This is a genomic window from Vibrio sp. 10N.286.46.A8, from assembly GCF_041470165.1.
Classification (GTDB): domain Bacteria; phylum Pseudomonadota; class Gammaproteobacteria; order Enterobacterales; family Vibrionaceae; genus Vibrio; species Vibrio tasmaniensis_A.
Map to the genome: position 1 here is coordinate 19,943 of NZ_JBFRLX010000028.1, position 24,580 is coordinate 44,522.

A 24,580-nucleotide genomic window follows, 5' to 3' on the forward strand; every position below is an offset into this window, starting at 1 on the left:
CACTGATGCAGGTTCGTTAGCAACAGATCTTAAAATGCCCCATTAGATGAGGCACTTAAATTTAAACTCTGACTAACCTTTCAAGCGGTTCTCTAAGAACGGGACTAATTCTGTATGTGCATGTTTCAATAGTGCCTCAGTTGAATCCCAATTGATACACGCGTCGGTAATAGATACACCGTATTTCATCTCATTGAGAGGTATATCTGAAGATTGGTTTCCTTCGTTAATATGGCTCTCAATCATCAAGCCGATAATCGACTTATTACCTTCACGAATCTGATGGATGACATCTTCAGCCACCAGCGGTTGACGACGGAAATCTTTACGAGAGTTCGCATGACTACAGTCGACCATTAGTGCCGCCTCTAAGCCAGACTTGCCCAGCTCTTGCTCACATTCGTGTACCGATACTGAATCGTAGTTCGTCTGCTTACCGCCACGTAAAATTACGTGACCATTTGGGTTACCTTGCGTCGTGAGTAGTGCGACTTGACCTTCACGACTGATACCCATGAAACGGTGGCTAGAAGAAGCCGCCTGCATTGCATTGATTGCAGTACCTAGATTGCCATCCGTACCATTTTTAAAGCCGATTGGCATTGAAAGACCACTCGCCATTTCACGGTGAGTTTGTGATTCAGTCGTACGAGCGCCGATTGCAGCCCAGCTGAATGTATCTGCTAGGTATTGCGGACTGATTGGGTCTAGCGCTTCCGTCGCTAGTGGGATTTCCATCTCAGCAAGTTCAACAAGTAACTCACGACCAACATGTAAACCATGCTCAATATCGAAAGTGCCATCTAGGTGAGGGTCATTGATCAAGCCTTTCCAACCAACAGTGGTACGAGGCTTCTCAAAGTAAACACGCATTACAATATACAGTTGATCGCTAAGCTGCTCAGATAAAGCTTTTAAGCGTTTCGCGTACTCTTTCGCCGCTTCAATATCATGGATAGAACATGGGCCACATACCACAAGCATGCGATGATCTTTCTTATGAATAATGTCTGCAATAGTTTGACGAGACTCTTGAATGAAACGACGAGCATTATCACTCAAAGGCAGTTTTGCTTTTAACTCCTCTGGAGTAATCAGTACTTGTTCGTCGATGATATTGACATTGCTTAATTCACTTTTCTGCATAACTCAACCTGTATATTTATTTTTACACCCAATATTTCCATTTGGGCTAACAATCTTTAAAAACACAATAACAGCTACAAAAACGATTGCAAGTGTAAACAATAAAAAACATTTGGTGTAAATTTAAATTTACATGTTCATTTTAATTCGCTCTAATACACAAACCAGCTTAAACTGCACCTCACACATACAAAAAAGGCGATATTTCTCATATCGCCTTCTTCAAACTTATAGAGTGTTTATTTATCACCCAGCGTTTAACATTCGCTTAATTTGCTCTGAGGCCTCTTTCCATCGACTATCCGAGTGAAGCGTCGATAAATCAAAGCTGTGCTTTTTAAGCAATGAGTTGGCTAAAGGCACCTCTTGAATCGCTAAATGATCAAGAGCCTCAATTTGTGCATCTCGCTTATTACACATCAGCACCATGTCACAGCCAGCATTCAAAGCTGCTTTCGCTCTGTCTGCTGGTCCGCCCATAATGGCCGCGCCTTCCATCGTTAAGTCGTCAGAAAAAACTAAGCCTTTGAATCCAAGCTGCTGCTTCAATACTTTCTGCAGCCAATACAGTGAACCGCTCGCTGGTTGATCATCATAGTGAGAGAAAACCACGTGTGCTGGCATCATCGCATCCAATATTCCGGCTTCAATTTGCGCCTTGAAAATTGCCATGTCGGTTTCAAAGATATCATCTCTAGGATCGTAAGGCGTTTCTAAGTGAGAGTCAGCAATCACACCACCGTGTCCAGGAAAGTGCTTGCCTGTCGTCGCCATACCAACCGACTTCATGCCTTTGATGAAAGCGCTGCTGTGACGAACAATGGTATCAATATCTTCACCAAACGCTCGGCTACCAATCGCTTTACAGTCGTGGCCTTTGTCTAATACCGGCGCAAAGCTCAGATCGATATCATGGGCAATCAATTCCGCCGCCATCAACCAGCCGGCTTGTTCTGCTAACTGCTCACCACCGTTCTTAGTCGCAAATTCTTGAGCTGCAGGGATAATTGAAAAGCCATCGCGAAAGCGCTGAACTCGGCCACCTTCTTGGTCAACGCCAATCAAAATAGGACGTTTCGCTACCTTGCGGATCTCTTTATTTAACGCCGAAAGCTGTTTGCTATCGTGGTAGTTTCGAGCGAATAAGATGAGACCACCAACGGTTGGGTGCTCTAAAATTTCTCTGTCTTCAGCTGTCAGTTCGTAGCCCGCGACATCTACCCACAACGGTCCCATATTTATCCCTTATTAAACCTAATTTCATAAACTTCCCGAGATTATTCTCTTTAAATTTGCTTTACAATGTTTTTAAACCAATCTGTGGAAGACTTTAAGAATGCAGTGCAAGAGCTTAGGAATGGATCATAAAGAACTGTATATCGGTGTGATGTCGGGGACGAGTATGGACGGTGTTGATACCGCCTTAGTTTCGATTGAAGATTCGCGCATCACATTGCTCGCTCATGATGAGTTCCCAATGCCTGATGATCTCAAAGCGCGTCTGCTTGAAGTTTGTATTGGTCAGAAAACGGATTTGATTGCCATTGGCGAACTCGACCACCAGCTTGGTCATCTATTTACTGATGCAGTTTTGCAACTTCTCGACAAGTCAGATACGCCTGCATCTTCTGTGACTGCGATTGGTAACCATGGCCAAACAGTATTCCACAAGCCAACCGGTAATTCGCCATTTACCATGCAGTTAGGTGACGCCAATATCATTGCCGCTAAAACACAGATTCAAACGGTTGCCGACTTCAGACGCAAAGACATGGCGCTTGGCGGACAAGGTGCGCCATTAGTACCAGCGTTTCACCATACGATTTTTCACCCGCGAGACAGCTCGGTTGTGGTGTTGAATATTGGTGGAATCTCGAATATTTCAGTACTGCGCCCGAATCAGCCTACTCTTGGTTATGATACAGGCCCGGGCAATATGTTGATGGACGCTTGGATAGATAAGCACACGGGTGAGAAGTTTGACCGTGATGCGCAATTCGCACTTAAAGGTCAACTCAATCAAGCCTTGCTCGAACAGCTGTTGAACGAATCTTATCTATCTCAAATGCCACCGAAAAGCACTGGTAGAGAGCTGTTTAATCTACCGTGGCTAGAGCAACAATTAACAGAATTCAAAGACCTTGCAGCAGAAGATGTTCAGTACACGCTTTGTGAATACACCGCATTGACGATAGCCAATGAAGTGGAGACTTATCGCTTGGGCAACCAACCTGCACTGTATGTGTGTGGCGGGGGTACGAGAAATCCACTGTTGATGAAGAGACTGTCTGAACTGCTTCCTAGCTGGGAGGTTGAGTCAACCACCAGTAAAGGCGTTGATGCCGACTACATGGAAGCCATGGCCTTTGCGTGGCTTGCTCAACGTCATGTTCATCAACTGCCAAGCAATTTACCAGAAGTGACTGGCGCAAGCAGAGCGGCCTCTCTAGGCGTTCTCTATCGTGCTGACTAAACAACTTTAGAACCATCATTTTAGAATCACCATTTAAGGATCATTATGAGTAACGACGCTCTCATATCAGCGCTCTCGCACCTCGTTTCGGAGGGGAGAAACCCTGACACTATGGATATTGATCTACTCACCTCTCTCGAAGTGGTTGAAAAGATTAACCAACAAGACAAACAGGTACCACTGGCGATCGAAGCCGAATTACCACTGATCGCGAAAGCGGTTGACAAGATCGCTCACGCCTTTCAAAACGGTGGCCGACTGATCTATATGGGTGCAGGCACCAGTGGTCGATTAGGTGTATTAGATGCCTCAGAGTGCCCTCCGACTTTCGGTGTTTCAGACAAAATGGTTATCGGCTTAATCGCTGGCGGACCAGAAGCGATTTTAAAAGCCAAAGAGGGAGCGGAAGATTCGCTGACTCTCGGTATTGAAGACCTGAAAGCCATTCAATTTACAGAAAACGATGTCGTGGTAGGCATTGCAGCCAGTGGCCGTACACCTTACGTGATTGGTGCGCTCAACTATGCGAATCAGATTGGTGCGGTGACGGTTGCGCTGTCTTGTAACCCAGGCTCTCCAATTGCTGAGATTGCTCAAATCGCAATTAGCCCGGTGGTTGGCCCAGAAGCATTGACGGGTTCAACACGACTCAAATCAGGGACAGCACAAAAGCTGGTGCTTAATATGCTGACCACAGCCAGCATGATTCGCATTGGTAAGAGCTACCAAAACCTGATGGTCGACGTAAAAGCGACCAATGAAAAGTTGGTTGCCCGCGCTGCTCGTATCGTTATCCAAGCAACGGAGTGCGAGAAAGCACTGGCGGTGTCGACACTTAAAGCGACTGATTACGATGTGAAGCTATCGATTTTGATGATTCTAACAGGGCTAGATTTAGAACTGGCCAAGGCTCAGCTTGATAAACAAAATGGCTTCTTAAGAAAAGCGGTCGAGAATAATCAGTAATCTTAATTTGGTTTGTGGCTTCTCATTTAGACAGCTACTTTAACGACATACAAAAAGACCAGTACACATACGGCACTGGTCTTTTTAATTTCTAATCGCTAGCTTGAGCTTAGTAGTCGTTAGAAAACTCATCCCAGCCGCGCTGCCATTCCATACGGAAACGTTGAGCGTCTTCCGTACCAGAACACACGCCTTCATACACTTGACCAGATAAACCAATCTGATAAGCATGGTTCGGATTACAATATTCAGTCACACCTAGGTGATAGCCTTCTGTATAGCTAGCTTGATCGACTCCGCCAAGCTCGGCCATATCTGAATAAGAACGCTGAGTGTGGCCTTTGATACCATCACGATAGCCAATCTCTTGCCAATTGCCTTCGGCGGCTAAATCTTGAACATTGGCGCTGCATCCTGCAAGGCTAAATGCCACGGCGAATAATGCGATTATTTTTTTCATTTCAATCCTTTATATTGTTACTTCACCACTTCCTGACGAAGTGTTGCCTTTGTGGCGATTCTCCGCTGAACACTGACTGATGTCCACTTATGTCTGTTATCTGCCGCTGATATTTATTGATTACCGCTTAAAGCTAACAAGTCACCACTAACTAGAAGCATGATACTTCTCAACACCAGTAACCAACCGCTCCGCAAAGGTCACAAACCACTAAACCGGTTATAACACCACTTAATTAGCTATTCGACCACTCACTCTCATAGCGGAAGTTTCTTCTCATACACTCCTTTAATATACACCCTGACTTAATTAATACATTCAGGGATAACAAATTATGATGTGGTTTCTTACCTGTGTTGCAGCACTCATTGGTGGCTACTTTATTTACGGTGCCTTTATCGAGAAGATTTTCGGTATCAATGAAAAGCGTCAAACACCCGCTCACACCAAGCAAGACGGCGTGGACTTCGTTCCAATGTCGACGCCAAAGGTTTACCTAGTTCAACTGCTTAACATTGCAGGTGTAGGTCCAATCTTCGGCCCTATCATGGGTGCCCTTTACGGCCCAGCAGCAATGCTTTGGATCGTTCTAGGTTGTATCTTCGCAGGTGCTGTACACGACTACTTCTCAGGTATGTTATCTATCCGTAATGGTGGTGCTTCGGTTCCAACCATCACAGGACGTTACCTAGGCAATGGCGCAAAACACTTTATGAACATCTTTGCCATTGTTCTACTGCTTCTTGTTGGTGTGGTATTCGTTTCTGCTCCAGCAGGCATGATCACTAACCTAGTGAATGACCAAACTGATTTCGCGATGTCTGCAACAACGATGGTTGTTATCATATTTGCTTACTACATCATCGCAACGATTGTCCCTGTCGATAAAATCATTGGTCGCTTCTACCCACTGTTCGGTGCACTGCTTATCTTCATGTCTGTTGGCCTAATCACTGCGATTGGTCTATCTGACGAGCACCAAATCATGGGCGGCTTCGAGATGAAAGACATGTTCACCAACATGAACCCGAATGACCTACCACTTTGGCCTGCTCTATTCATCACTATCGCTTGTGGTGCTATCTCTGGCTTCCACGCAACTCAGTCTCCTTTGATGGCGCGTTGTATGGAAAACGAGAAGAACGGTCGCTTCGTATTTTACGGTGCAATGATTGGTGAAGGCATCATCGCTCTAATCTGGTGTGCGCTTGCTCTGTCATTCTTCGGTTCAGTTGAGTCTTTATCTGACGCGATTGCAAACGGCGGCCCAGGTAACGTGGTATACAGCGCTTCATTTGGCCTACTGGGTGTATTTGGCGGTATCCTTGCTTTCCTTGGCGTGGTTATCCTACCTATCACTTCTGGTGACACAGCGTTCCGTTCAAGCCGTCTTATCCTTGCTGAATACTTCAACATGGAACAGAAAACACTGCGTAACCGACTACTAATGGCTCTACCGCTATTCGTTCTTGGTGGCATCCTGACTCAAGTAGATTTCGGTATCATCTGGCGCTACTTCGGTTTTGCTAACCAATCAACAGCAGTCATGATGCTGTGGACAGCTTCGGCTTACCTACTTCGTCACAATAAACTGCACTGGGTGACAACGGTTCCAGCTGTGTTCATGACTTCTGTGTGTATTACATTCATCCTGAACAACAGTCAGCTAGGCTTCGGTCTGCCAATGCAGCTTTCAACCATCATCGGCGTAGTGAGTGCATTAGGTATCGCAGCTTACGTTATCAAAATTTCAAAAGGCAAAGGCGATATCGACCTTGCTGATGAAGAATCAGAAAAGGAAGCAAAGCCCGTAACAAAAACAGCTTAGCTTTCCCCGAAACATTCTCACTCTTCATAGAAAGAGGAGAATAAGAAAGCCAAAAACACTTCGCTTGTTCCACCACATCTTTGATGAACTGGAATCTAAGATCAAAGCCCATCATGTATGATGGGCTTTATTATTTTATCCATAACCACTGAATACGTTAGTTTCCACTTTATAAAAGAAAGACAACCTGCAAAAAGCAAAGCTACCTTTCAGCCTCAATGAGCTTTACACTTAGCAAGCATCTCAATTGGTGAAAATATGGAACTCATTCTCTCTCTGCTGCAACAAACCTGTGTCTACTTAGTAATAGCTTACATGCTAAGTAAAACCCCGTTGATTCTCCCTTTGTTGAGCATCTCTTCACGCTTAAGTCATAAAGTCAGCTGTTATGTTCTGTTTTCCCTGTTCTGTATTATGGGCACCTATTTTGGGCTGCAGATTAATGACGCCATAGCCAACACACGTGCGATGGGTGCCGTGATGGGTGGTTTGTTTGGGGGCCCTGTCGTTGGCTTTGCCGTCGGCTTTACTGGCGGAATTCATCGTTACTCATTAGGTGGCTTCACAGACTTAGCTTGTGCGATTTCAACCACCGCAGAGGGCTTGATTGGTGGCCTATTGCATGTTTACTTAGTCAGAAAGAACAAAGCTAGCCAACTGTTTAATCCGTTGGTGGTTTTCTCGGTAACCCTGTTTGCAGAAATTATTCAGATGCTAATTCTGTTAGCGGTCGCGAAACCATTCGAGCAGTCCTATGCTCTGGTTTCTGATATTGCCGCGCCAATGATCATTGCTAACTCTGTGGGTGCGGCACTGTTCATGAGCATCATCCAAGACCGGAAAACCATCTTCGAGAAATATTCGGCAACTTTCTCACGCCGCGCATTAACCATTGCCGAGCGTTCAGTGGGTATTTTGCATGGAGGATTCAATTCAGATAATGCGCAAAAAATCGTGCGCATCATTTACGAAGAGACCAACGTTGGTGCGGTGGCGATCACCGACCGAGAAAAAATTCTCGCGTTTGTTGGCATTGGCGATGAACACCACATACCTAACACTCCGATTTCATCGCAGAGCACGCTTACCTCGATGAAACAGAACGACATCATCTACCTTGATGGCAAAGAGAACCCGTACCAATGTTCTCTATCGCAAGATTGTAAATTGGGTTCTGCGCTTATTATTCCACTGCGCGCGGGTAATGAAGTGGTCGGAACCATCAAACTGTATGAGCCAAAGCTGAAACTATTCTCGACCATCAACATGTCGATGGGCGAAGGCATCGCTCAGCTATTGTCGAGCCAGATATTGTTTAGTAATTATCAGCAACAGCAAACGCTGCTCACCCAAGCGGAAATCAAACTGCTGCATGCACAGGTGAATCCTCACTTCCTGTTTAATGCACTCAACACCATCAGTGCCGTTACACGCCGTGACCCTGATAAAGCACGAGAACTAATTCAGCATCTATCTCACTTCTTTAGAAGTAATCTGAAGCAGAACATCAATACAGTGAAACTCAAAGACGAACTGGCGCACGTCAATGCGTACCTAACTATTGAAAAAGCACGTTTTACCGACCGATTAGAAGTCGAATGGGATATCGACCCACAACTATACGAGTCGCAACTGCCAAGCTTTACCCTGCAACCGCTGGTAGAAAACGCCATCAAGCATGGGATATCCAATATGTTAGAAGGCGGCAAAGTTAAGATCTATAGCGAGGCTTTCGAGGGTGGATTCAAGTTAACCGTTGAAGACAACGCGGGTAATTATCAGAAGCCATCTCAAGATCATGTCGGATTAGGTATGGAGATTGTTGATAAACGACTCACTAATTTCTTTGGACAAGATTCAGCACTAAAAATAGAATCTCAACCACAGCAATTCACTCGAATGAGCTTTATCATACCTATACTGAAATAAAGGCATTTTCGGAGACGAATCACTCCGAGTTGAAACATTTAGAAGCCGACATTTAAAAGAAAAGCGTGAAACAAGCAGGGATAGAACCAAAATGAAGATTGTAGGATGTTAAAGGCATTAGTTGTCGATGATGAGCTTTTTGCTCGCGAAGAGCTGATTGAACTACTCACTGAAACCGGACAAGTAGAAATCATTGGCCAAGCGAGTAACGCGATCGAAGGACTGAAACAGATCAATCTGCTCAAGCCTGATGTGGTGTATTTGGATATCCAAATGCCGCAGGTTACCGGAATTGAACTGTTAAGCATGCTTGATCCAGACACCATGCCCTACGTGGTATTCGTCACCGCCTACGACCAATATGCGATTCAAGCATTTGAAGACAATGCCTTTGACTACCTACTCAAGCCAGTTGAACCTTGTCGATTAAATAAGAGTGTTTGCCGTCTGAATAAAGTCATCAAGCAGAACCACAAAGCACCGGAACAAGACATCTCAGCGATTGCTCCGTGCCGTTTAGAGCAGATCCCGTGTATCGGCCACAACCGCATTGTGATCATGGCAAGCCAAACGGTCGAGTGCGCTTATTCAGATATAAGTGGTGTGCATGTTCGTAGCTCATCACAAACGGCGACTTCACAGTTAACCCTGAAGATCCTAGAAGAAAAAACCGATTTGATCCGTTGTCATCGACAGTATTTGATCAACATAAAATCGATCCAAGAGATCAAACTGTTGGAAAATGGATTAGCGGAGATCATCACGCTGACTGGTTTTGAAGTGCCTGTCAGTCGTCGCTACCTCAAGACACTGAAAGAGCTACTCGGCCTCCAGTAACCCGTTAGAAATTCGACGCCTTTCCAAAGCACGATCAAAAAAGCCAACGCATCAACGTTGGCTTCCTACTGTTTACAAATCAATAGTGTTTGCGAATCGATAGAGTTACGAATCGATCTTGTCACCAATCCATAGAGACTAGTCGACTTGCTTAATCTGCAGCTCTTTTGGTACTTCGAAGAACATGTTCTCTTCACGACCTTGAATCTCTTCAACCTCGGTAGCACCCAACTCACGAATACGATCTAAGATTTGGTTTACTAGCTCTTCAGGCGCTGAAGCACCCGCTGTCACACCAATTTTCTTTTTCCCTTCAACCCATTCAGTTTGAATGTCTTCAGGACAGTCGGTTAGATAACCTGGCGTGCCTAGCTTCTCAGCTAGCTCTTTTAAACGAGTAGAGTTCGATGAGTTCTTAGAGCCAACAACTATCACTACATCAACATCACCAGCCATCTCACGAATTGCGTCTTGACGGTTTTGTGTTGCGTAGCAAATATCATCTTTACGTGGTCCTTGGATCTCAGGGAATACGCGACGTAACTCTTCAATCACGTCTGCAGTTTCATCAACTGACAGCGTGGTTTGACTAACATAATGTAAGTTACTCGGGTCGTTCACGACTAAGTTCTGTACATCTTCTGGTCTTTCAACCAAATACATACCACCAGCTTGGCTAGCGTATTGACCCATAGTGCCTTCCACTTCAGGGTGACCCGCGTGACCAATCAATACTACTTCCATATGTTTGCGGCTCGCTCGAGCAACCTCCATATGAACTTTAGTCACCAAAGGACACGTCGCATCAAATACCGTTAACTCGCGTTCTTTCGCTTCTTTGCGAACCGCTTGAGAAACACCGTGAGCCGAGAAGATCACGATGTTATCGTCTGGTACTTCACTTAACTCTTCGACAAAAATAGCACCACGTTGCTTGAGCCCTTCAACAACAAAGCGGTTATGCACCACTTCATGGCGAACATAGATCGGTGGCTGATACATTTCCAGTGCGCGCTCTACGATGCTGATCGCACGATCGACACCGGCACAAAAGCCACGAGGGTTAGCTAACATTATTTTCATTTCATTGCTCATCATTTACCGCGGTACTAAGGTTGTTTCTATAGAGTTCGCTGTCAGCGAGGTTCGCATTCTACAGTGAAGCGCCGAGACAGTGAAGCTCTGGGTTGTGCCACACCTGTAAGGCGATGTTATTCTATCGTTATTCCACCGCTAAGATGTTGACGTCAAACGTAACGTCTTGGCCTGCTAATGGATGATTAAAATCAACCGTCACTGAATCACCCGCGATCTCAGTGATAATACCTGGAATTTCCATACCATCAGGACCAGAGAAAGCCATAATAGTGCCAACCTCGACTTCAGAATCGCCAACAAACTTAGCACGATCCATATGATGGATATGATCTGGATTTGGCATACCAAACGCGTCTTCCGCCTTCAATTCGATAGACTTTTCAGTCCCCGTTTCAAGGCCAATCAGGCACTGTTCAAAGTTCTCACTTAGGCTGCCATCACCCATCACAAACTTTGCAGGCTTACCCATATTTTCGGTGCTATCGGCAACTGAACCATCCTTCATTTTAATCGTAAAATGTAGAGTTACTGCTGAATCATTTTTAATTGCTGCCACGTTACTTTCCTTAGATTTCTTTATTATTTGAGAATGCATTTTGCTTTGATCTCATATTAGTTGCAGCATAAAAAAAAGCGCCGTCGGAATCAACCGACAGCGCTTAGGGCTATTCTATTCTGTGAGTCATAGGCTGACTTTAGGACAATCTATTACAAAGCGATTTGCTTGATACTCATTAATGTCTGAGTAGTCTATTGGCTTTCATCTTTCTTACGGAAACCATCTAAGATGATCATCGCGGCGCCGATACAGATTCCCATATCCGCTAGGTTAAATGCAGGCCAGTGGTAAGTACCCCAATAGAAGTCTAAGTAATCGACGACAAAGCCATGTACAACACGGTCGAACACGTTACCAACAGCGCCACCAATGATGATCGCATAAGCAATGTTGCTCCACTTATCTGTTGCTGGTAGCTTGCTCATCCAGTACGTCAGCATCCCCGTTACCGCAAATGCGATACCAGTAAATAACCAGCGCTGCCAACCACTTTGATCACTCAAGAAGCTAAATGCTGCACCGTAGTTATGCACGTACAAAAAGTTAAAGAATGGCAACACCTCAATGCGGTTTGCCCAGCCATAACCCATGTTGTCCATAACAAAGAGTTTGATACCGATATCAGCAAGGAAGACCAGTAGGGCCAACCATAACCAACGCACACCAGATTGTTTTAACGAAACTTCACTCATTTCTATTCCTAGTATTTACGAAGTTGGTATTCACTGTTACTCAATTTAAGTGACCTTGATTACCAAACTTGGCTAAACACATTTCCTATAATTAAAAATAACCCCAGTTGGTACTGGGGCTATGATTTTTACACAAAGTTCAGTCTTTCTCTGAGTCGTTATGCGTACTTACGCACTTCGCCTTCACCGTCGATGTTCGACACACAACGACCACAAACTTTCTCGTGACCTTCAATTGTGCCTACATCTGGAGTGTGGTGCCAGCAACGGTCACACTTCTCAGCTTCAGTTGCTGCAACTTCAACGTATAGACCTTCAACGTCTGTCGCTTGAGCTGTATCAGACTTATCGCTAAGTGGTTTAACAACCGCAGAAGAAGTAATAAGTACGAAACGTAGCTCATCTTCTAGCTTGTTGATTTTTGCCGCTAGTGCATCGTCAGCGTATAGAGTAACTTCAGCCTGCAGAGCACCACCGATTGTTTTCTCTTTACGAGCATCTTCAAGAAGCTTGTTCACTGCACCACGAACTGACTGGATTTCAGTCCAGAATTCGTTGCTTAGCTCTTCGTCGTCAGCAAGACCAAATAGGCCTTCGAACCACTCGCCTGTGAATACAAACGTGTCGCGTTCGCCTGGCATCTCGTTCCAGATTTCATCTGCAGTGAACGACATGATAGGTGCCATCCAACGAACTAGAGCTTCTACGATGTAGTAAAGCGCCGTTTGACAGCTACGTTGAGCATGGCTGCCCTGCTTCGCTGTATACTGACGGTCTTTAATTACGTCTAGGTAGAAAGAACCCATTTCGATAGAACAGAACTGCATTAGACGTTGAGTTACACCGTGAGTATTGTACTCACCGTATGCTTTAACGATCTCTTCTTGTGCAGCTTGAGCACGGCCAACAGCCCAGCGATCAAGTGCTACCATTTCTTCAGCAGGAACTAGGTCAGTTTCAGGGTTGAAACCGTTCAAGTTCGCTAGGAAGAAACGAGCCGTGTTACGAATACGACGGTAAGCATCAGCAGAACGCTTAAGAATCTCGTCAGAAACCGCAACTTCGTTAGTGTAATCCGTAGAAGCAACCCATAGACGTAGAATATCTGCGCCTAGTTTGTTCGTTACATCTTTAGGAGCAACAACGTTACCGATAGATTTAGACATCTTACGGCCGTTACCATCAACCACGAAACCGTGCGTTAGCACTTGCTTGTATGGTGCTTCGTCTTTCATCGCGATAGATGAAATCAAAGAAGACTGGAACCAGCCACGGTGTTGGTCAGAACCTTCAAGGTAAAGATCAGCACTGTGCGTTCTTTCTTCATTCGGGAAGTTGTACTCTTCACGAGAATCCACAACAGAGAAGTGCGTTACACCTGAGTCGAACCATACGTCTAGCGTATCAAGTACTTTCTCGTACTTATCAGCGTCTTCAGCACCCATCAGTTCAGCAGCATCTACATCCCACCAAGCTTGAATGCCTTTTTCTTCCACAAGCTTCGCTACTTTTTCAATAAGAGCTGGGCTATCTGGGTGAAGTTCTGATGTTTCTTTATGAACGAACAGAGCAATTGGCACACCCCAAGTACGTTGACGAGAGATACACCACTCAGGGCGACCTTCGATCATACCTTCGATACGGCTTTGGCCCCATTCTGGCATCCATTCAACACTCTTCGTTGACTCAAGCGCTTTTGCACGAAGGCCAGCTTGATCCATAGAGATGAACCATTGTGGTGTTGCACGGAAGATGATTGGAGTTTTGTGTCTCCAACAGTGTGGGTAGCTGTGCTCGTATGCGTGGTGATGCAGTAGTGCACCCTTCTCTTTTAGAACTTCTAAAACAGAGTCGTTCGCTTTGAATACATGCTGACCAGCAAAAAGCTCAGTGTCTGGCAGGTAAACGCCGTTAGAGCCTACTGGGTTAGCAATTTCTAGGTTGTACTTCTTACCAACCACGAAATCCTCTTGACCGTGACCAGGAGCGGTATGAACCACACCAGTACCAGAGTCAGTTGTAACGTGGTCGCCAAGAACAGCAGGAACCGTAAAGTTGTAGAACGGGTGGTTGAATTGAGAAAGCTCAAGATCAGCACCAGTAGCAAAACCAAGGTTATGGAAGTGCTCGATACCCGCACGATCCATTACGTCTTTTGCTAGTTCAGAAGCAACAACGATACGTTGAGCTGGCTGTTCGCCATTCGCTTCAACTTGGATCAATACGTATTCAAGATCATCACGTAGACATACTGCGCGGTTAGCCGGCAGAGTCCATGGTGTTGTCGTCCAGATAACGATAGAGATTTCGCCCTGACCCGCGTGACCTTCCGCTAGAGTAAATTTCTCTAGTAGAGCCACTTCGTCAGCTGCTGTAAATTTCACATCGATAGATGGAGACACTTTATCTTTGTATTCAACTTCAGCTTCAGCCAAAGCAGAGCCACAGTCAGTACACCAGTGAACGGGTTTGAAACCTTTAAGAAGGTGACCTTTGTCTGCGATTTTGCCTAGAGAACGAATGATGTTCGCTTCAGTGCCAAAATCCATAGTGCGGTAAGGTTTATCCCACTCGCCCATGATACCAAGACGTTTGAAGCTCTCTTTCTGACCTTCAACTTGGCCCGCAGCGTACTTACGACACTCTTCGCGGAATTCAGCCGCTGAAATCTTCTGACCAGGCTTACCTTTCTTCTTCTCAACCATCAACTCGATTGGAAGACCGTGACAGTCCCAACCAGGGATGTACGGTGCATCAAAACCAGAAAGGGTCTTAGATTTGATAATAATGTCTTTAAGAATCTTGTTCAGCGCGTGGCCAATGTGAATGTCGCCGTTCGCGTATGGAGGGCCATCATGCAGTACGAAAGATTTTTTACCTTTCTTTGCCTTACGGATCTCACCGTAAAGGTCTTCTTTGTACCAACGCTTCAGCATTTCTGGTTCACGATTTGCCAGATTGCCACGCATTGGGAACCCTGTTTCTGGTAAGTTCAGGGTATCTTTATAATCACTCATCGATTCTTAATTCCGTTATATTGGGCGAAGTTAGACATTATGTTAATCGGTGGAATTATCCGACTAATTCTTTAGCTGAAGCAGCCACACCCTTGCGGCTTCAGCATCCAATTCTATTTGATTCTTTAATGCGTCAAACGACTCAAACTTTATCTCGTCGCGCAGTTTGTGCAAAAGTCGCACTTCTAACTGTTTACCATATAAATTGGCTTTAAAGTCAAAAAAATGTACTTCTAATTGCTGCCTTACACCATTAACTGTTGGCCGTTGTCCAATATTAGCAACACCACCGACAGGAACACCGTCGATATCTAATGCTTCAACAACATACACTCCCGACACAGGAGAAACACAACGTTTTAATGGAATATTAGCGGTAGGGAAACCGATAGTTCTCCCTAGTTTACGACCATGAGAAACACGACCACTGATACTGTAGTCACGCCCAAGCATGGTAGCACTAGAAACCAAGTCATTGGCCGCTAACGCATTTCGTATCTCAGTGCTGCTTACTCGTAATTGGTTTAAGCAATAACTTTGGGTGCTCACCACCTCAAAACCATATTTTTCGCCCGCTTCTTTAAGCATAGCGAAATTACCCGTTCGGCCTTTGCCAAAGCAAAAATCGTCACCAACCACCAAGAATTTCACACCAAGCTTATCAACCAAAAGCTCCTTAATGAACGCTTTCGCAGACAAGCTTGCAAAATACTGATTGAAATTCACACACAATAAACGACTAATCTCTAGCTTGCTCAATTGCACGTACTTATCTCGTAAGCGAGTTAAACGCGCTGGCGCTCGACCTTTAGCAAACAACTCCATAGGTTGCGGTTCAAACGTCATGACAACAGAAGGGAGTCCCAGTGCTGTAGCTTGTTTAGAAACCTGACTCAGAACCTCTTGATGCCCTAAATGAACACCATCGAAGTTACCTATGGTTAATACACAGCCATGATGCTGTGCTTTAATATTGTGTATACCTCGGATCAGTTCCATTGTGATCAGCTAAAACCTGTTATTTGCATCATTTATTGTGTGAAACCGACGGATTATATACTAATCAGTATTAATCTGTCGCTGCTTTTAAATGTTTTACTCGGATACCTAAAACCAGTACCGACACAATATAAGCAAAGCCACCAAGTGCGATCAACCCTGTTAGCGTCAACGCTCTTTGGTTGAAGCTCCAATCAAGCCACAGCTGCATATTGTCTAGTTGCCATAAAATCACGCCAACCATCACAGTTCCAGATACTAATAATTTAAGGCTAAACAACAATGTAGTCTTGGTTAAACGATAAACACCCGCTATATGCAGACCACGATAAAGTAGAGTCATGTTCACGAACGCAGATAACGCCGTTGCGATTGCCAAACCAACATAACCATAGAAATAAGCGAAGATCGCGTTGAACACCATGTTAGTGACCATCGCAATGATGCCGTACTTCACAGGAGTTTTAGTATCTTGACGTGAGTAATAGCCCGGAGCCAACACTTTAATCAACATGAAGTTTAGCAAGCCTGAAGCGTATGCCACCAAAGACATGGAAGCCTGCTGTACATCGTGTGGTGAAAACTCGCCACGCATGAAGAGCACCATCAGCATCGGCTTCGCTAAAACAATAAGACCTAACATCGCAGGAATGCCTAGCAATAAAACCATGCGCACGCCCCAGTCCATTGTATGAGCAAACCCTTCCCCTTGAGCATCTACGTGTTTACGCGACAAAGCAGGAAGAATAACCGTCGCAATAGCAATACCAAACAAACCGAGTGGGAATTCCAATAATCGATCCGAATAATATAGCCAACTGATAGAGCCGGTTGCTAGAAAGCTGGCAATGAAGGTATCGAACAACAAGTTGATTTGGCTCACTGATACACCAAACAAGGCAGGGATCATTAGCGTGCGAATCTTAACCACACCGGGATCTCTCCACCCCCACTTCGGCTTAACCAACACACCCGCTTTAATCAAGAAAGGCATTTGGAAAAGGAACTGGACTAAACCACCAAGAAACACACCGATGGCCAAGCCAATTTCGGGTTGTTCTAAATTAGGAGAGATAAACCATGCTGAACCTATGATCATTACGTTCAGGAACACAGGGGTAAATGACGAAACCGCAAATTTGCCCATGGTATTGAGGATTGCACCAGATAAAGCAACAAAGGTGATAAACCATAAATAAGGAAAGGTAATCTTGAGCATAAAGCTCGCCAGCTCAAATTTTGGTGCTGCTGGGCCATCATTTAACCAATCGATAAACCAACCTGCGCCAAACATCGCAGTGATGACACCCGAGCCCAACACCCCGATAACGGTGACGATAGAAACTAGTACCCCGAGCGTGCCCGATACTTTGGCAATTAAATCTCGAGTCTTATCTTTATCACCAGCAGCGTGATATTCTGTTAATACAGGAACAAACGCTTGAGAAAAGGCACCTTCTGCGAAAAGTCGACGTAAGAAATTAGGGATTTTATTAGCGAAGAAAAATACGTCGGCACTCGCTCCTGCTCCCATCAAATTTGCTACTACTACATCACGTACTAGCCCCAATACGCGGGAAACAAAAGTCATTGCACTGACAATCAGGCCTGACTTTAATAGTCGTTTACTCACACAAACCTCTGACACTGGTTGATTACTTTCAAGCGAGGATAAATACTATCCTGTCCTAAGAAGCATATTTATTAGCATTGGTCTAAAAATGCTGTTAGAATCCCCGCCATCTTAACCGCGATGACCTTTCCATACCAAAGTTTGTTTGGCTACGATTGGTTTTTGCACAAATCATTTGACAATTAAGCGCCTATGAGGGATAGTCCTCGCCCTTAAATTGTCACCGAACTAAGTTTTTGGGAGTTAGACCTTGGCAAACAGTAAATCTGCTAAGAAGCGCGCTATCCAAGCTGAGAAACGTCGCCAGCACAATGCTAGCCGTCGTTCTATGATGCGCACTTACATGAAAAAAACTATTGCAGCTATTGAAGCTGGCAATAAAGAAGCTGCAACTGCTGCTCTTGTAGAAGTTACACCTCTTCTAGACCGCATGGCGACTAAAGGCCTTATTCATAAGAATAAAGCTGCACGTCATAAGTCTCGTTTCGCTGCTGCAATCAAAGCTCTTTAATAGAAATTTGATTACAACGCAAAACGAAAAAAACCGGCCTCGGCCGGTTTTTTTATATCTAAATTTTGAGTAACACAGAGATTTTTCTTGCTGAGCGTTACTTGGTTTACTTAAAGATATGCGGTTTGCTGATAGGCACTAACGTTCGACATGAAATACTGACACTTCCTTGTGTCGACCCTACCCCTGGTAAGAAATCACTTCCCCCACCAGCAATAAACTACTTGCAGTACATACCATGCAGTAGGTTAATCATCGCTTTTACTTCTTCACTGCTCAATGTGTAATACACTGTTTGAGCTTCTTTGCGAGTTTCGACCAAACCATCTCTTCTCAACCAAGCAAGATGTTGAGATAAAGCAGATTGACTCAATTCCAACTTGCCACACAACTCCCCAACCGACAGCTCAGTACCATGCAATAGGCACAGAATCTGTAAGCGACGCTCATTGGCCATGGCTTTGAGTAGAATCACAGCTTGTGCTGAATTCTTCTCCATCTCTTTTAAGTTCATAGTTTGGCTCCATACAACCTTTACGCCAAGTCCGGGTTATCTGTATTTCCGGCAGATTATGAAGTCATGATAATCGATATCAATTCATTAACAAACAAGCTCACTCGAACAATTTGCTAAAATCTGCGTCACATACATTTTTTACTGCTGGATGTTGGATCATCCTCTCAGCAAATATGACGTAGTACTCCTCTTTTAACTCCTCGATTCCCCCCAACAATTGCAATGACGTATCTTCCTCAACCTCTGACATATATAGCGTAGGCGCTAAGAAAATAGCGTCGTGGTGGTAACGAGCGAAAGCCTTCATCAATGCCGCGTCATCAAACTCACCCAAAATATCAGGCTTAAGTCCTTGTCTATCAAACCATTGCAGTACTTTACGCCCCATCGAAGTTCGACTTCCTGGGATTAACAGTTTCTTTTGTTCTAATACAGCAGGAAAGTTAACACCTTCCACATTACCTGAACTGAAAAAGCTCATACCACTCTCACCCAACTTTTTACTAAACAGGCCTGGGCTTTGGCTAGAATCCACCGGGCAGTCTGACAAAATCATATCGAGCTTATGCTGAGAAAGTTGTTCAAGTAGCATTTCATGAGTCGATTCAAAGCAGCGTAAATGAATGCTGTTATCGGGTGGGATTGTCGACATCAATATCTTGCTGACTAATCTTTTGGACAGTGCATCCGCGACGCCAACATCAAACAGAATATTGGAGTGCTGGCTATAATTCACGATATCCAGCATCTCGTAACTCAGGCCAAACATACGATCGGCATATTTAAAGACCAACTGCCCAAGCTCTGTCGGCTCAACACTGCGACCATTACGCTTAGTTAGCTTGCCGTCCATACGCTCTTCTAAGGCTTTTATCTGACCAGTTACCGTTTGTGGTGTTAGGAATAGGGCTTCTGCAGCTTTAGTAACAGAGCCTTGCTTGCAAACCATCCAGAAGTAATAAAGGTGGTTATAGTTGAGATGCGACATAAATGTGCCGTAAAAAAAGAGAAGATAACCTGTTATATCAAATATGCCCTCCCCACTCAATAAACTCGGAAAAACCACACCTAACTATCAATTACTACTTATTTTTACGAAGTGTCTAATTTCATAATGTAATATTTCAACGATTATTATCAATTTTTCTCTAACTTTTAAGATCTATATCACCTATCAAAAACACGAACAAAAAACTTTAAAAACAACAAGTTAAACCACCACCATTTCAAGACCAAATATTTAAAGAGCAAATCATCACAAAAAAGTCTCACCTAAACCAAAATGTAATATTACTGAAATATTTATTCTCTAACATCACGCTCAGATTAAACAAACAGACCAAACACAGACTAAAACGGTCCAATGGAGAAAACATTATGAACCAAGCTACTACTGCAGCAGCGCCTATCTCGAGCACAACTCGTTGGCTACGCTGGGCTAACTTGGCATTCATGCTTTACCTACTATTACTTTCAGTTTCAATGGTTGGTACAGGCTTCAAATGGGCAACAGGCGAGCAAGCAAAAGTTCTTTTCGAATTTGCTTCACATCCAGTTGCAGGCTTAATGATTGGTTTAGTGGCAACAGCCCTTATTCAATCATCAAGTACAGTTACTTCAATTATCGTTGGCCTTGTGGCAGGTGGTTTACCTGTTGAGCTAGCAATCCCTATGATCATGGGTGCAAACATTGGTACTACAGTAACCAATACGCTAGTTAGCCTTGGTCATGTTCGTTGTAAAGATGAGTTCAAACGTGCATTCGCAAGTGCGACGATTCACGATTTCTTTAACCTATTAGCCGTTGCTATCTTCCTACCACTAGAGATGGCGTTTGGTATTCTAGAGAAAATTTCTCACTGGTTAGTATCACCGATGCTAGCAACAGGTGATATGAGCATGGGTGGTCTTAACTTCATCAAGCCAATCACTAAGCCTGTTGTAAGTGCGATTAAAGAGCCACTATCAACGTTTGGCGACACTGTTGGTGGGGTTATGCTTATCGTTCTAGGTATCGCGACTATCTTCGTAGCTATCACGGTAATGGGTAAGCTAATGAAGAGCCTAATGGTTGGCCGTGCTCGTGAGATTCTAAAGAACGCAATCGGTCGTGGTCCTATCCACGGTATCGCTTCTGGCTCTATCGTGACTATCCTTGTTCAGTCTTCTTCAACGACAACAAGCTTGATGGTTCCACTAGTTGGTTCAGGTGTTCTTAAAGTACGTGACGTTTACCCATTCACTTTAGGTGCAAACATCGGTACGTGTATTACCGCGCTATTAGCAGCGACAGCAGTATCTGGTGAGTTCGCAGTATTCGCACTACAGATTGCTCTAGTACACTTGGTGTTCAACATCATGGCAACGGTATTCATCTTTGGTATTCCGTTCCTACGTGAACTGCCAGTGAAAGCAGCTGATATCATTTCAGACATGGCAGTGAAAAACAAAGCTGTAGTAGCTGGTTATCTTGTTGCGGTATTCCTTGTACTGCCTGGTAGCGTGTTAGCACTGACAGCTTAATAGCAAAACAAACATCGCTTATAGCAAAGCCCGCAACCTCCTAGGTTGCGGGCTTTTTCTTTTCTGAAAGGCAGATGTGTGAAACAAAAAGAAGATTGGAGTAGCGAGTGACAAGTTGAAAGCAGATACAGGATGGATGCGAGTGAACGAGTAACGAAAAGCCCGTTTTACTCGCATCTATATATCCCCGTCATTCCCTACAGCGAGGAACGAGCGTGATAGGGAATGACGGGGGTTTTTGATCTTAGTATCCCGAATCTCTTCTACTTGTATCTAACTCCCCTTATCTCGCATCTAAAGAAACGCTTACTTACCTTGCTCATTACGCAGATACATAATGGCAACCATGCCAAAGCCGATAAGTTGCCATAGATACTGCCCATCGCTTGCACCTGTGATGGTTTGAGTGAAAGCCATACAAGCCGTCACAAACAGAGAAGCAAAGGCAGCATAGAGTAACCACGGACGCTCCTTGCCAGGCATGAACTCACCTGCTAGTACTGAACGAAGAACCAATAAAAATGGCACACATTGCAAAGCAATCAGAATAGGGAACATAAAATCGAACGTAGGGCTCAGTAAAGCATGACCGATTTGGCTCTTATCCCAAGTACCTACAATATAGCCTTTCCAGCCAGCCCAAGTATCACCTGAATAAGCGGTATCTGGCGTAATAAAGCCAAGCACAACGCCCATCACTTTATCGACAAAGCCATTTTTGAACCAAAAGACGAATAAGAAGATCTGAATTGGAATGATCTGAAAAGCAAACTTCTTCAACATGTGTGTACCCCAAATAATTAATGATTTGGTGACCAGTATGTGGAAGTCGATGTTTTTACGCTTGATGCAAGGCAATCGAGCCTGACTCCAAACAATAATCAAACATGTTGAGAAGCCTGTCGGCACAAGAAAACCTTGCAGAAGAGCCGTTACTATTAGCGGTAACTCAACGTCTTCACTTCAAAGAGAATTATGTGGTTTAGGAAAGGTTTGTTTTTTATAAAGATTCAATAAGATCAAACAGTTGGCCATTATACTCTTTTTTCACTTCGGTATAGCGCTGATAGTTGTATTGCGAACCTTCTGGGTTATCCGACAGCTTGTCAGCCACACTAAGTAGATAAAAACTGATAGGGCTCGGTGTACTTTCGGCCGCATAAAAAAGGTAAGGGAAAGCTTGATTGGCATGTTGGTTGATTAACAGTGCAAGACCCAAGGTAAGGTTGGCAATATCACAACGTGGGTTCATCTCAAAGGCTTGCTTTGCCAGTTGCAGTGCATGTTCGCGATCTTCTTGCTCATGACTTTGCAAATAAGCCAAAGATTCCGAATACGACAATAAGGCATTGACCAAATAATTGTCTCTTCCTTGCTGTTGAATCGTATCCAACTGAAGTGCGATCTCTGCAAATGGCTGTCCACCTTTGCCTTGGTAGAAAAGCGATATTCCCTCTGAAATAACCTTCCAATCATCGTAGTTATCAATAGAAGTCACTCGATGACTGACGACACCGTATTCTGAACTCATTGGGGCAATAATGGCTTTGATCTCAAGAATCACATCCCCAATGGCATCAAAGAAGTTATCTTGGCTAAAGCTCTTTTCCACTTTCTGGCTTTGATTGGGCTGGCGGTTGTTTTGTATCAGCACGCTCAGTATATAATTACTGCCCTTTTGCTTGAGCCAACCTTTGAGTTCGACACCATTATTGGCAAGTGATTGCTTGCCCTGTTTCGAGAGCTGAGAGAAGTGGTAACCCGATAAATTTCTCGCTGAGTTCAGCCCGTAGAATAGGTAGTTGTACACGCTTTCCGACATCTCATAATCGTCCGCAGAATCGAGTGTTATGTCATGGATATAAACGGGAATCACATCACTTTGAGGCGCAGAAATAACAGCTGTGTCATTGGTTGGGATATCGCTTTGCCATGCCCAAGTTGCTATTAAGCCAATAGAGAATACTGCGGTTGTAATCAGGGCGATGGTTTTATTTTTAGGCTTAGAAACAACTTTGATTTCAGGTGGGGGAATTTCTACTACGGGAGTAGTCTCAACGCTAGGCTGAATTATCTCAATATCGAACAGATAACCTTGCTTAGGAATGGTCTGAATGATGCGATACGGACGTACTTTATCCTGAAGCTGACTGCGCAGTAAACTGATGACCTGTCTGACCAAGTTGTCAGACACTTGAGTTCGTTGCCAGACATCAGCAGCTATCTGCTGCGTACTAACCACTTGCCCGCGCTTGTCGATGAAATAGCTGAGCAGCCTTGCTTGTAGTGGCTCTAAATGAATCTCTTCACTATCAATCACCAACTGGTTTTTATCAGGGTAGAAAGAAATAGGAAAGTCGTGTTGCAATACAAAGCAATGCGAGCGAGTCATAGTAGTTCTGTGGTTAGAAAAGACCACTCAAGATTATTGGTTTTACGAATAGTAAGCAAGCCAAGCATCAGAAATAAAAAAGGCTGCGCAGAGGCAGCCTTTCGATCAATCAGTCAGTCAGTCAAACAAAGCAGATTAGATTAAACCGAGAATGGGTACTTAATCGCTTCGTGGCATTCGTAGCCTTCAACCCAGAAGTCATCCATCGTCACCCACGTTTCCAAATCTTCTAAAGACTTAATCTCAGGATTGATATGGAATGTTGGCCCCGCTAAAGGCTCACGCTTCAACTGGATATCACGCATAGGTGCGAGTTGATCTTCGTAGATATGAGCATTAACCAGCTTGTGGTAAGCCACACCCGCTTTCTTACCAGTAATTTGCGCCATGATTGCTAGGAACACATACACTTGAACCATGTTGAAGTTCAGGCCTAATGGAACATCACAAGAGCGCTGAGTACTGTTTAGGTACAAAGTGTCACCAAGTAGAGAGAAGTGGTGGCTGTACATACACGGACGTAAACAACCCATGTGGAACTCACCTGGGTTATAGAAGTTTAAGATCTCGCCGCGGTCATCAATGCCGTTCGTTAGATCATCAACAATCTTCTTCAGTTGGTCGATATGACCGCCATCAGGTTTTGCCCATGCACGTCCTTGAACGCCATAAACACGGCCCATGTCGTCTTCACCCTTGCGGTAAGGGTTATTTAGCCATGCTTCATTCAGGTTAGAATTCGCATCCCAAGTTTTAGTCCCTAGCTTACGAAAATCTTCAGCATTGTCGTAACCACGGATATAGCCAAGCAGCTCAGCAACTGCGGCTTTCCAAAAACTTTTACGTGTTGTTACCAGTGGGAATTGGTTATTACCTACATCATATTCAAGGTCAGCATTGATTACGGTTAGGCAGCGCTTGCCTGTGCGTTCATTTTCAATCCAAGTACCGTCATTAACGATACGCTGACAGAGATCTAAATACTGTTTCACACCAATTC

21 protein-coding genes are annotated in these 24,580 nt (G+C 44.3%); 7 read left to right on the forward strand and 14 right to left on the reverse strand.

All coding sequences use genetic code 11. The annotated features are described in order from the left end of the window. Positions 1-72 precede the first annotated feature (72 nt). Both AB4232_RS03660 and nagZ read right to left on the reverse strand, forming a co-directional pair. On the reverse strand, positions 73-1,146 hold the full coding sequence (locus AB4232_RS03660) for a 3-deoxy-7-phosphoheptulonate synthase (protein ID WP_012603285.1): 1,074 nt from the start codon (positions 1,144-1,146) through the stop codon (positions 73-75). Positions 1,147-1,392: 246 nt separating this feature from the next. Beyond that, a complete protein-coding gene (nagZ, locus tag AB4232_RS03665; protein ID WP_372086248.1) occupies positions 1,393-2,382 on the reverse strand; it encodes a beta-N-acetylhexosaminidase in 990 nt (329 codons plus the stop codon). A gap of 121 nt (positions 2,383-2,503) precedes the next feature. On the opposite strand from nagZ, the gene AB4232_RS03670 reads away from it, so the two are divergent. Both AB4232_RS03670 and murQ read left to right on the forward strand, forming a co-directional pair. Next, on the forward strand, positions 2,504-3,619 hold the full coding sequence (locus AB4232_RS03670) for an anhydro-N-acetylmuramic acid kinase (protein WP_372086251.1): 1,116 nt from the start codon (positions 2,504-2,506) through the stop codon (positions 3,617-3,619). 45 nt (positions 3,620-3,664) lie between these two features. Beyond that, positions 3,665-4,585, forward strand: a complete 921-nt coding sequence (gene murQ / locus AB4232_RS03675; protein ID WP_372086254.1) for an N-acetylmuramic acid 6-phosphate etherase — start codon at positions 3,665-3,667, stop codon at positions 4,583-4,585. Between the two features lie 109 nt (positions 4,586-4,694). Here the strand turns inward: murQ and AB4232_RS03680 are convergent, their stop codons facing one another. Further along, positions 4,695-5,045: a DUF2799 domain-containing protein gene (locus AB4232_RS03680; protein ID WP_009848451.1), complete on the reverse strand. Its 351-nt coding sequence runs from the start codon at positions 5,043-5,045 to the stop codon at positions 4,695-4,697. Positions 5,046-5,379: 334 nt separating this feature from the next. On the opposite strand from AB4232_RS03680, the gene AB4232_RS03685 reads away from it, so the two are divergent. The 3 genes from AB4232_RS03685 to btsR all read left to right on the forward strand — a co-directional run bounded on the left by AB4232_RS03685 (position 5,380) and on the right by btsR (position 9,639). Further along, positions 5,380-6,873: a carbon starvation protein A gene (locus tag AB4232_RS03685; protein ID WP_372086257.1), complete on the forward strand. Its 1,494-nt coding sequence runs from the start codon at positions 5,380-5,382 to the stop codon at positions 6,871-6,873. Positions 6,874-7,131: 258 nt separating this feature from the next. After that, complete coding sequence (locus AB4232_RS03690) at positions 7,132-8,802, forward strand: LytS/YhcK type 5TM receptor domain-containing protein (protein WP_372086260.1); 1,671 nt, start codon at positions 7,132-7,134, stop codon at positions 8,800-8,802. Positions 8,803-8,907: 105 nt separating this feature from the next. Next, positions 8,908-9,639 carry a two-component system response regulator BtsR gene (btsR, locus tag AB4232_RS03695; RefSeq protein ID WP_371710033.1) on the forward strand — a complete coding sequence of 244 codons (732 nt, stop codon included), beginning with the start codon at positions 8,908-8,910 and terminating at the stop codon, positions 9,637-9,639. Between the two features lie 138 nt (positions 9,640-9,777). Here btsR and ispH read toward each other — a convergent pair whose 3' ends face one another. From ispH to murJ, 6 genes are all read right to left on the reverse strand, one after another. Then, positions 9,778-10,734, reverse strand: coding sequence for a 4-hydroxy-3-methylbut-2-enyl diphosphate reductase (ispH, locus tag AB4232_RS03700; protein WP_135382475.1), 957 nt, complete (start codon positions 10,732-10,734; stop codon positions 9,778-9,780). A 127-nt stretch (positions 10,735-10,861) separates the two neighbouring features. Beyond that, the gene (gene fkpB, locus AB4232_RS03705; protein WP_135382465.1) at positions 10,862-11,293 is read right to left on the reverse strand and encodes an FKBP-type peptidyl-prolyl cis-trans isomerase; all 432 of its coding nucleotides are present in this window, start codon (positions 11,291-11,293) and stop codon (positions 10,862-10,864) included. A gap of 194 nt (positions 11,294-11,487) precedes the next feature. Beyond that, a complete protein-coding gene (gene lspA / locus AB4232_RS03710) occupies positions 11,488-11,988 on the reverse strand; it encodes a signal peptidase II (protein WP_372086264.1) in 501 nt (166 codons plus the stop codon). A 158-nt stretch (positions 11,989-12,146) separates the two neighbouring features. Next, positions 12,147-15,005, reverse strand: a complete 2,859-nt coding sequence (gene ileS, locus AB4232_RS03715; protein WP_372086266.1) for an isoleucine--tRNA ligase — start codon at positions 15,003-15,005, stop codon at positions 12,147-12,149. Between the two features lie 63 nt (positions 15,006-15,068). Beyond that, entirely contained in the window at positions 15,069-16,004 is a 936-nt protein-coding gene (ribF, locus tag AB4232_RS03720) for a bifunctional riboflavin kinase/FAD synthetase (protein ID WP_102257730.1), read from the reverse strand. A 70-nt stretch (positions 16,005-16,074) separates the two neighbouring features. Then, a complete protein-coding gene (murJ, locus tag AB4232_RS03725; RefSeq protein WP_009848488.1) occupies positions 16,075-17,637 on the reverse strand; it encodes a murein biosynthesis integral membrane protein MurJ in 1,563 nt (520 codons plus the stop codon). Between the two features lie 250 nt (positions 17,638-17,887). On the opposite strand from murJ, the gene rpsT reads away from it, so the two are divergent. Then, positions 17,888-18,148, forward strand: coding sequence for a 30S ribosomal protein S20 (gene rpsT, locus AB4232_RS03730; RefSeq protein WP_012603273.1), 261 nt, complete (start codon positions 17,888-17,890; stop codon positions 18,146-18,148). A gap of 220 nt (positions 18,149-18,368) precedes the next feature. Here the strand turns inward: rpsT and AB4232_RS03735 are convergent, their stop codons facing one another. Next, entirely contained in the window at positions 18,369-18,662 is a 294-nt protein-coding gene (locus AB4232_RS03735; RefSeq protein ID WP_009848443.1) for a metalloregulator ArsR/SmtB family transcription factor, read from the reverse strand. 100 nt (positions 18,663-18,762) lie between these two features. Continuing rightward, the gene (gene nhaR / locus AB4232_RS03740) at positions 18,763-19,653 is read right to left on the reverse strand and encodes a transcriptional activator NhaR (protein WP_009848442.1); all 891 of its coding nucleotides are present in this window, start codon (positions 19,651-19,653) and stop codon (positions 18,763-18,765) included. 389 nt (positions 19,654-20,042) lie between these two features. Between nhaR and AB4232_RS03745 the strand changes: the two genes are divergently transcribed. Beyond that, positions 20,043-21,188: a Na/Pi symporter gene (locus tag AB4232_RS03745; protein ID WP_017102996.1), complete on the forward strand. Its 1,146-nt coding sequence runs from the start codon at positions 20,043-20,045 to the stop codon at positions 21,186-21,188. Between the two features lie 306 nt (positions 21,189-21,494). Here the strand turns inward: AB4232_RS03745 and AB4232_RS03750 are convergent, their stop codons facing one another. From AB4232_RS03750 to AB4232_RS03760, 3 genes are all read right to left on the reverse strand, one after another. Continuing rightward, positions 21,495-21,971: a hypothetical protein gene (locus AB4232_RS03750; RefSeq protein WP_372086268.1), complete on the reverse strand. Its 477-nt coding sequence runs from the start codon at positions 21,969-21,971 to the stop codon at positions 21,495-21,497. Positions 21,972-22,188: 217 nt separating this feature from the next. Continuing rightward, on the reverse strand, positions 22,189-23,580 hold the full coding sequence (locus AB4232_RS03755; RefSeq protein ID WP_009848439.1) for a winged helix-turn-helix domain-containing protein: 1,392 nt from the start codon (positions 23,578-23,580) through the stop codon (positions 22,189-22,191). A gap of 140 nt (positions 23,581-23,720) precedes the next feature. Next, entirely contained in the window at positions 23,721-24,572 is an 852-nt protein-coding gene (locus AB4232_RS03760) for a thymidylate synthase (protein WP_009848438.1), read from the reverse strand. Positions 24,573-24,580: the final 8 nt, after the last annotated feature.

Excerpts from the sequence above, each read along its gene's own strand:
- AB4232_RS03660 (WP_012603285.1), bottom strand. The coding sequence starts at position 1,146 with ATGCAGAAAAGTGAATTAAGCAATGTCAATATCATCGACGAACAAGTA.
- nagZ (WP_372086248.1), bottom strand. The coding sequence starts at position 2,382 with ATGGGACCGTTGTGGGTAGATGTCGCGGGCTACGAACTGACAGCTGAA.
- AB4232_RS03670 (WP_372086251.1), top strand. The coding sequence starts at position 2,504 with ATGGATCATAAAGAACTGTATATCGGTGTGATGTCGGGGACGAGTATG.
- murQ (WP_372086254.1), top strand. The coding sequence starts at position 3,665 with ATGAGTAACGACGCTCTCATATCAGCGCTCTCGCACCTCGTTTCGGAG.
- AB4232_RS03680 (WP_009848451.1), bottom strand. The coding sequence starts at position 5,045 with ATGAAAAAAATAATCGCATTATTCGCCGTGGCATTTAGCCTTGCAGGA.
- AB4232_RS03685 (WP_372086257.1), top strand. The coding sequence starts at position 5,380 with ATGATGTGGTTTCTTACCTGTGTTGCAGCACTCATTGGTGGCTACTTT.
- AB4232_RS03690 (WP_372086260.1), top strand. The coding sequence starts at position 7,132 with ATGGAACTCATTCTCTCTCTGCTGCAACAAACCTGTGTCTACTTAGTA.
- btsR (WP_371710033.1), top strand. The coding sequence starts at position 8,908 with ATGTTAAAGGCATTAGTTGTCGATGATGAGCTTTTTGCTCGCGAAGAG.
- ispH (WP_135382475.1), bottom strand. The coding sequence starts at position 10,734 with ATGAGCAATGAAATGAAAATAATGTTAGCTAACCCTCGTGGCTTTTGT.
- lspA (WP_372086264.1), bottom strand. The coding sequence starts at position 11,988 with ATGAGTGAAGTTTCGTTAAAACAATCTGGTGTGCGTTGGTTATGGTTG.
- ileS (WP_372086266.1), bottom strand. The coding sequence starts at position 15,005 with ATGAGTGATTATAAAGATACCCTGAACTTACCAGAAACAGGGTTCCCA.
- ribF (WP_102257730.1), bottom strand. The coding sequence starts at position 16,004 with ATGGAACTGATCCGAGGTATACACAATATTAAAGCACAGCATCATGGC.
- AB4232_RS03735 (WP_009848443.1), bottom strand. The coding sequence starts at position 18,662 with ATGAACTTAAAAGAGATGGAGAAGAATTCAGCACAAGCTGTGATTCTA.
- nhaR (WP_009848442.1), bottom strand. The coding sequence starts at position 19,653 with ATGTCGCATCTCAACTATAACCACCTTTATTACTTCTGGATGGTTTGC.
- AB4232_RS03745 (WP_017102996.1), top strand. The coding sequence starts at position 20,043 with ATGAACCAAGCTACTACTGCAGCAGCGCCTATCTCGAGCACAACTCGT.
- AB4232_RS03750 (WP_372086268.1), bottom strand. The coding sequence starts at position 21,971 with ATGTTGAAGAAGTTTGCTTTTCAGATCATTCCAATTCAGATCTTCTTA.
- AB4232_RS03755 (WP_009848439.1), bottom strand. The coding sequence starts at position 23,580 with ATGACTCGCTCGCATTGCTTTGTATTGCAACACGACTTTCCTATTTCT.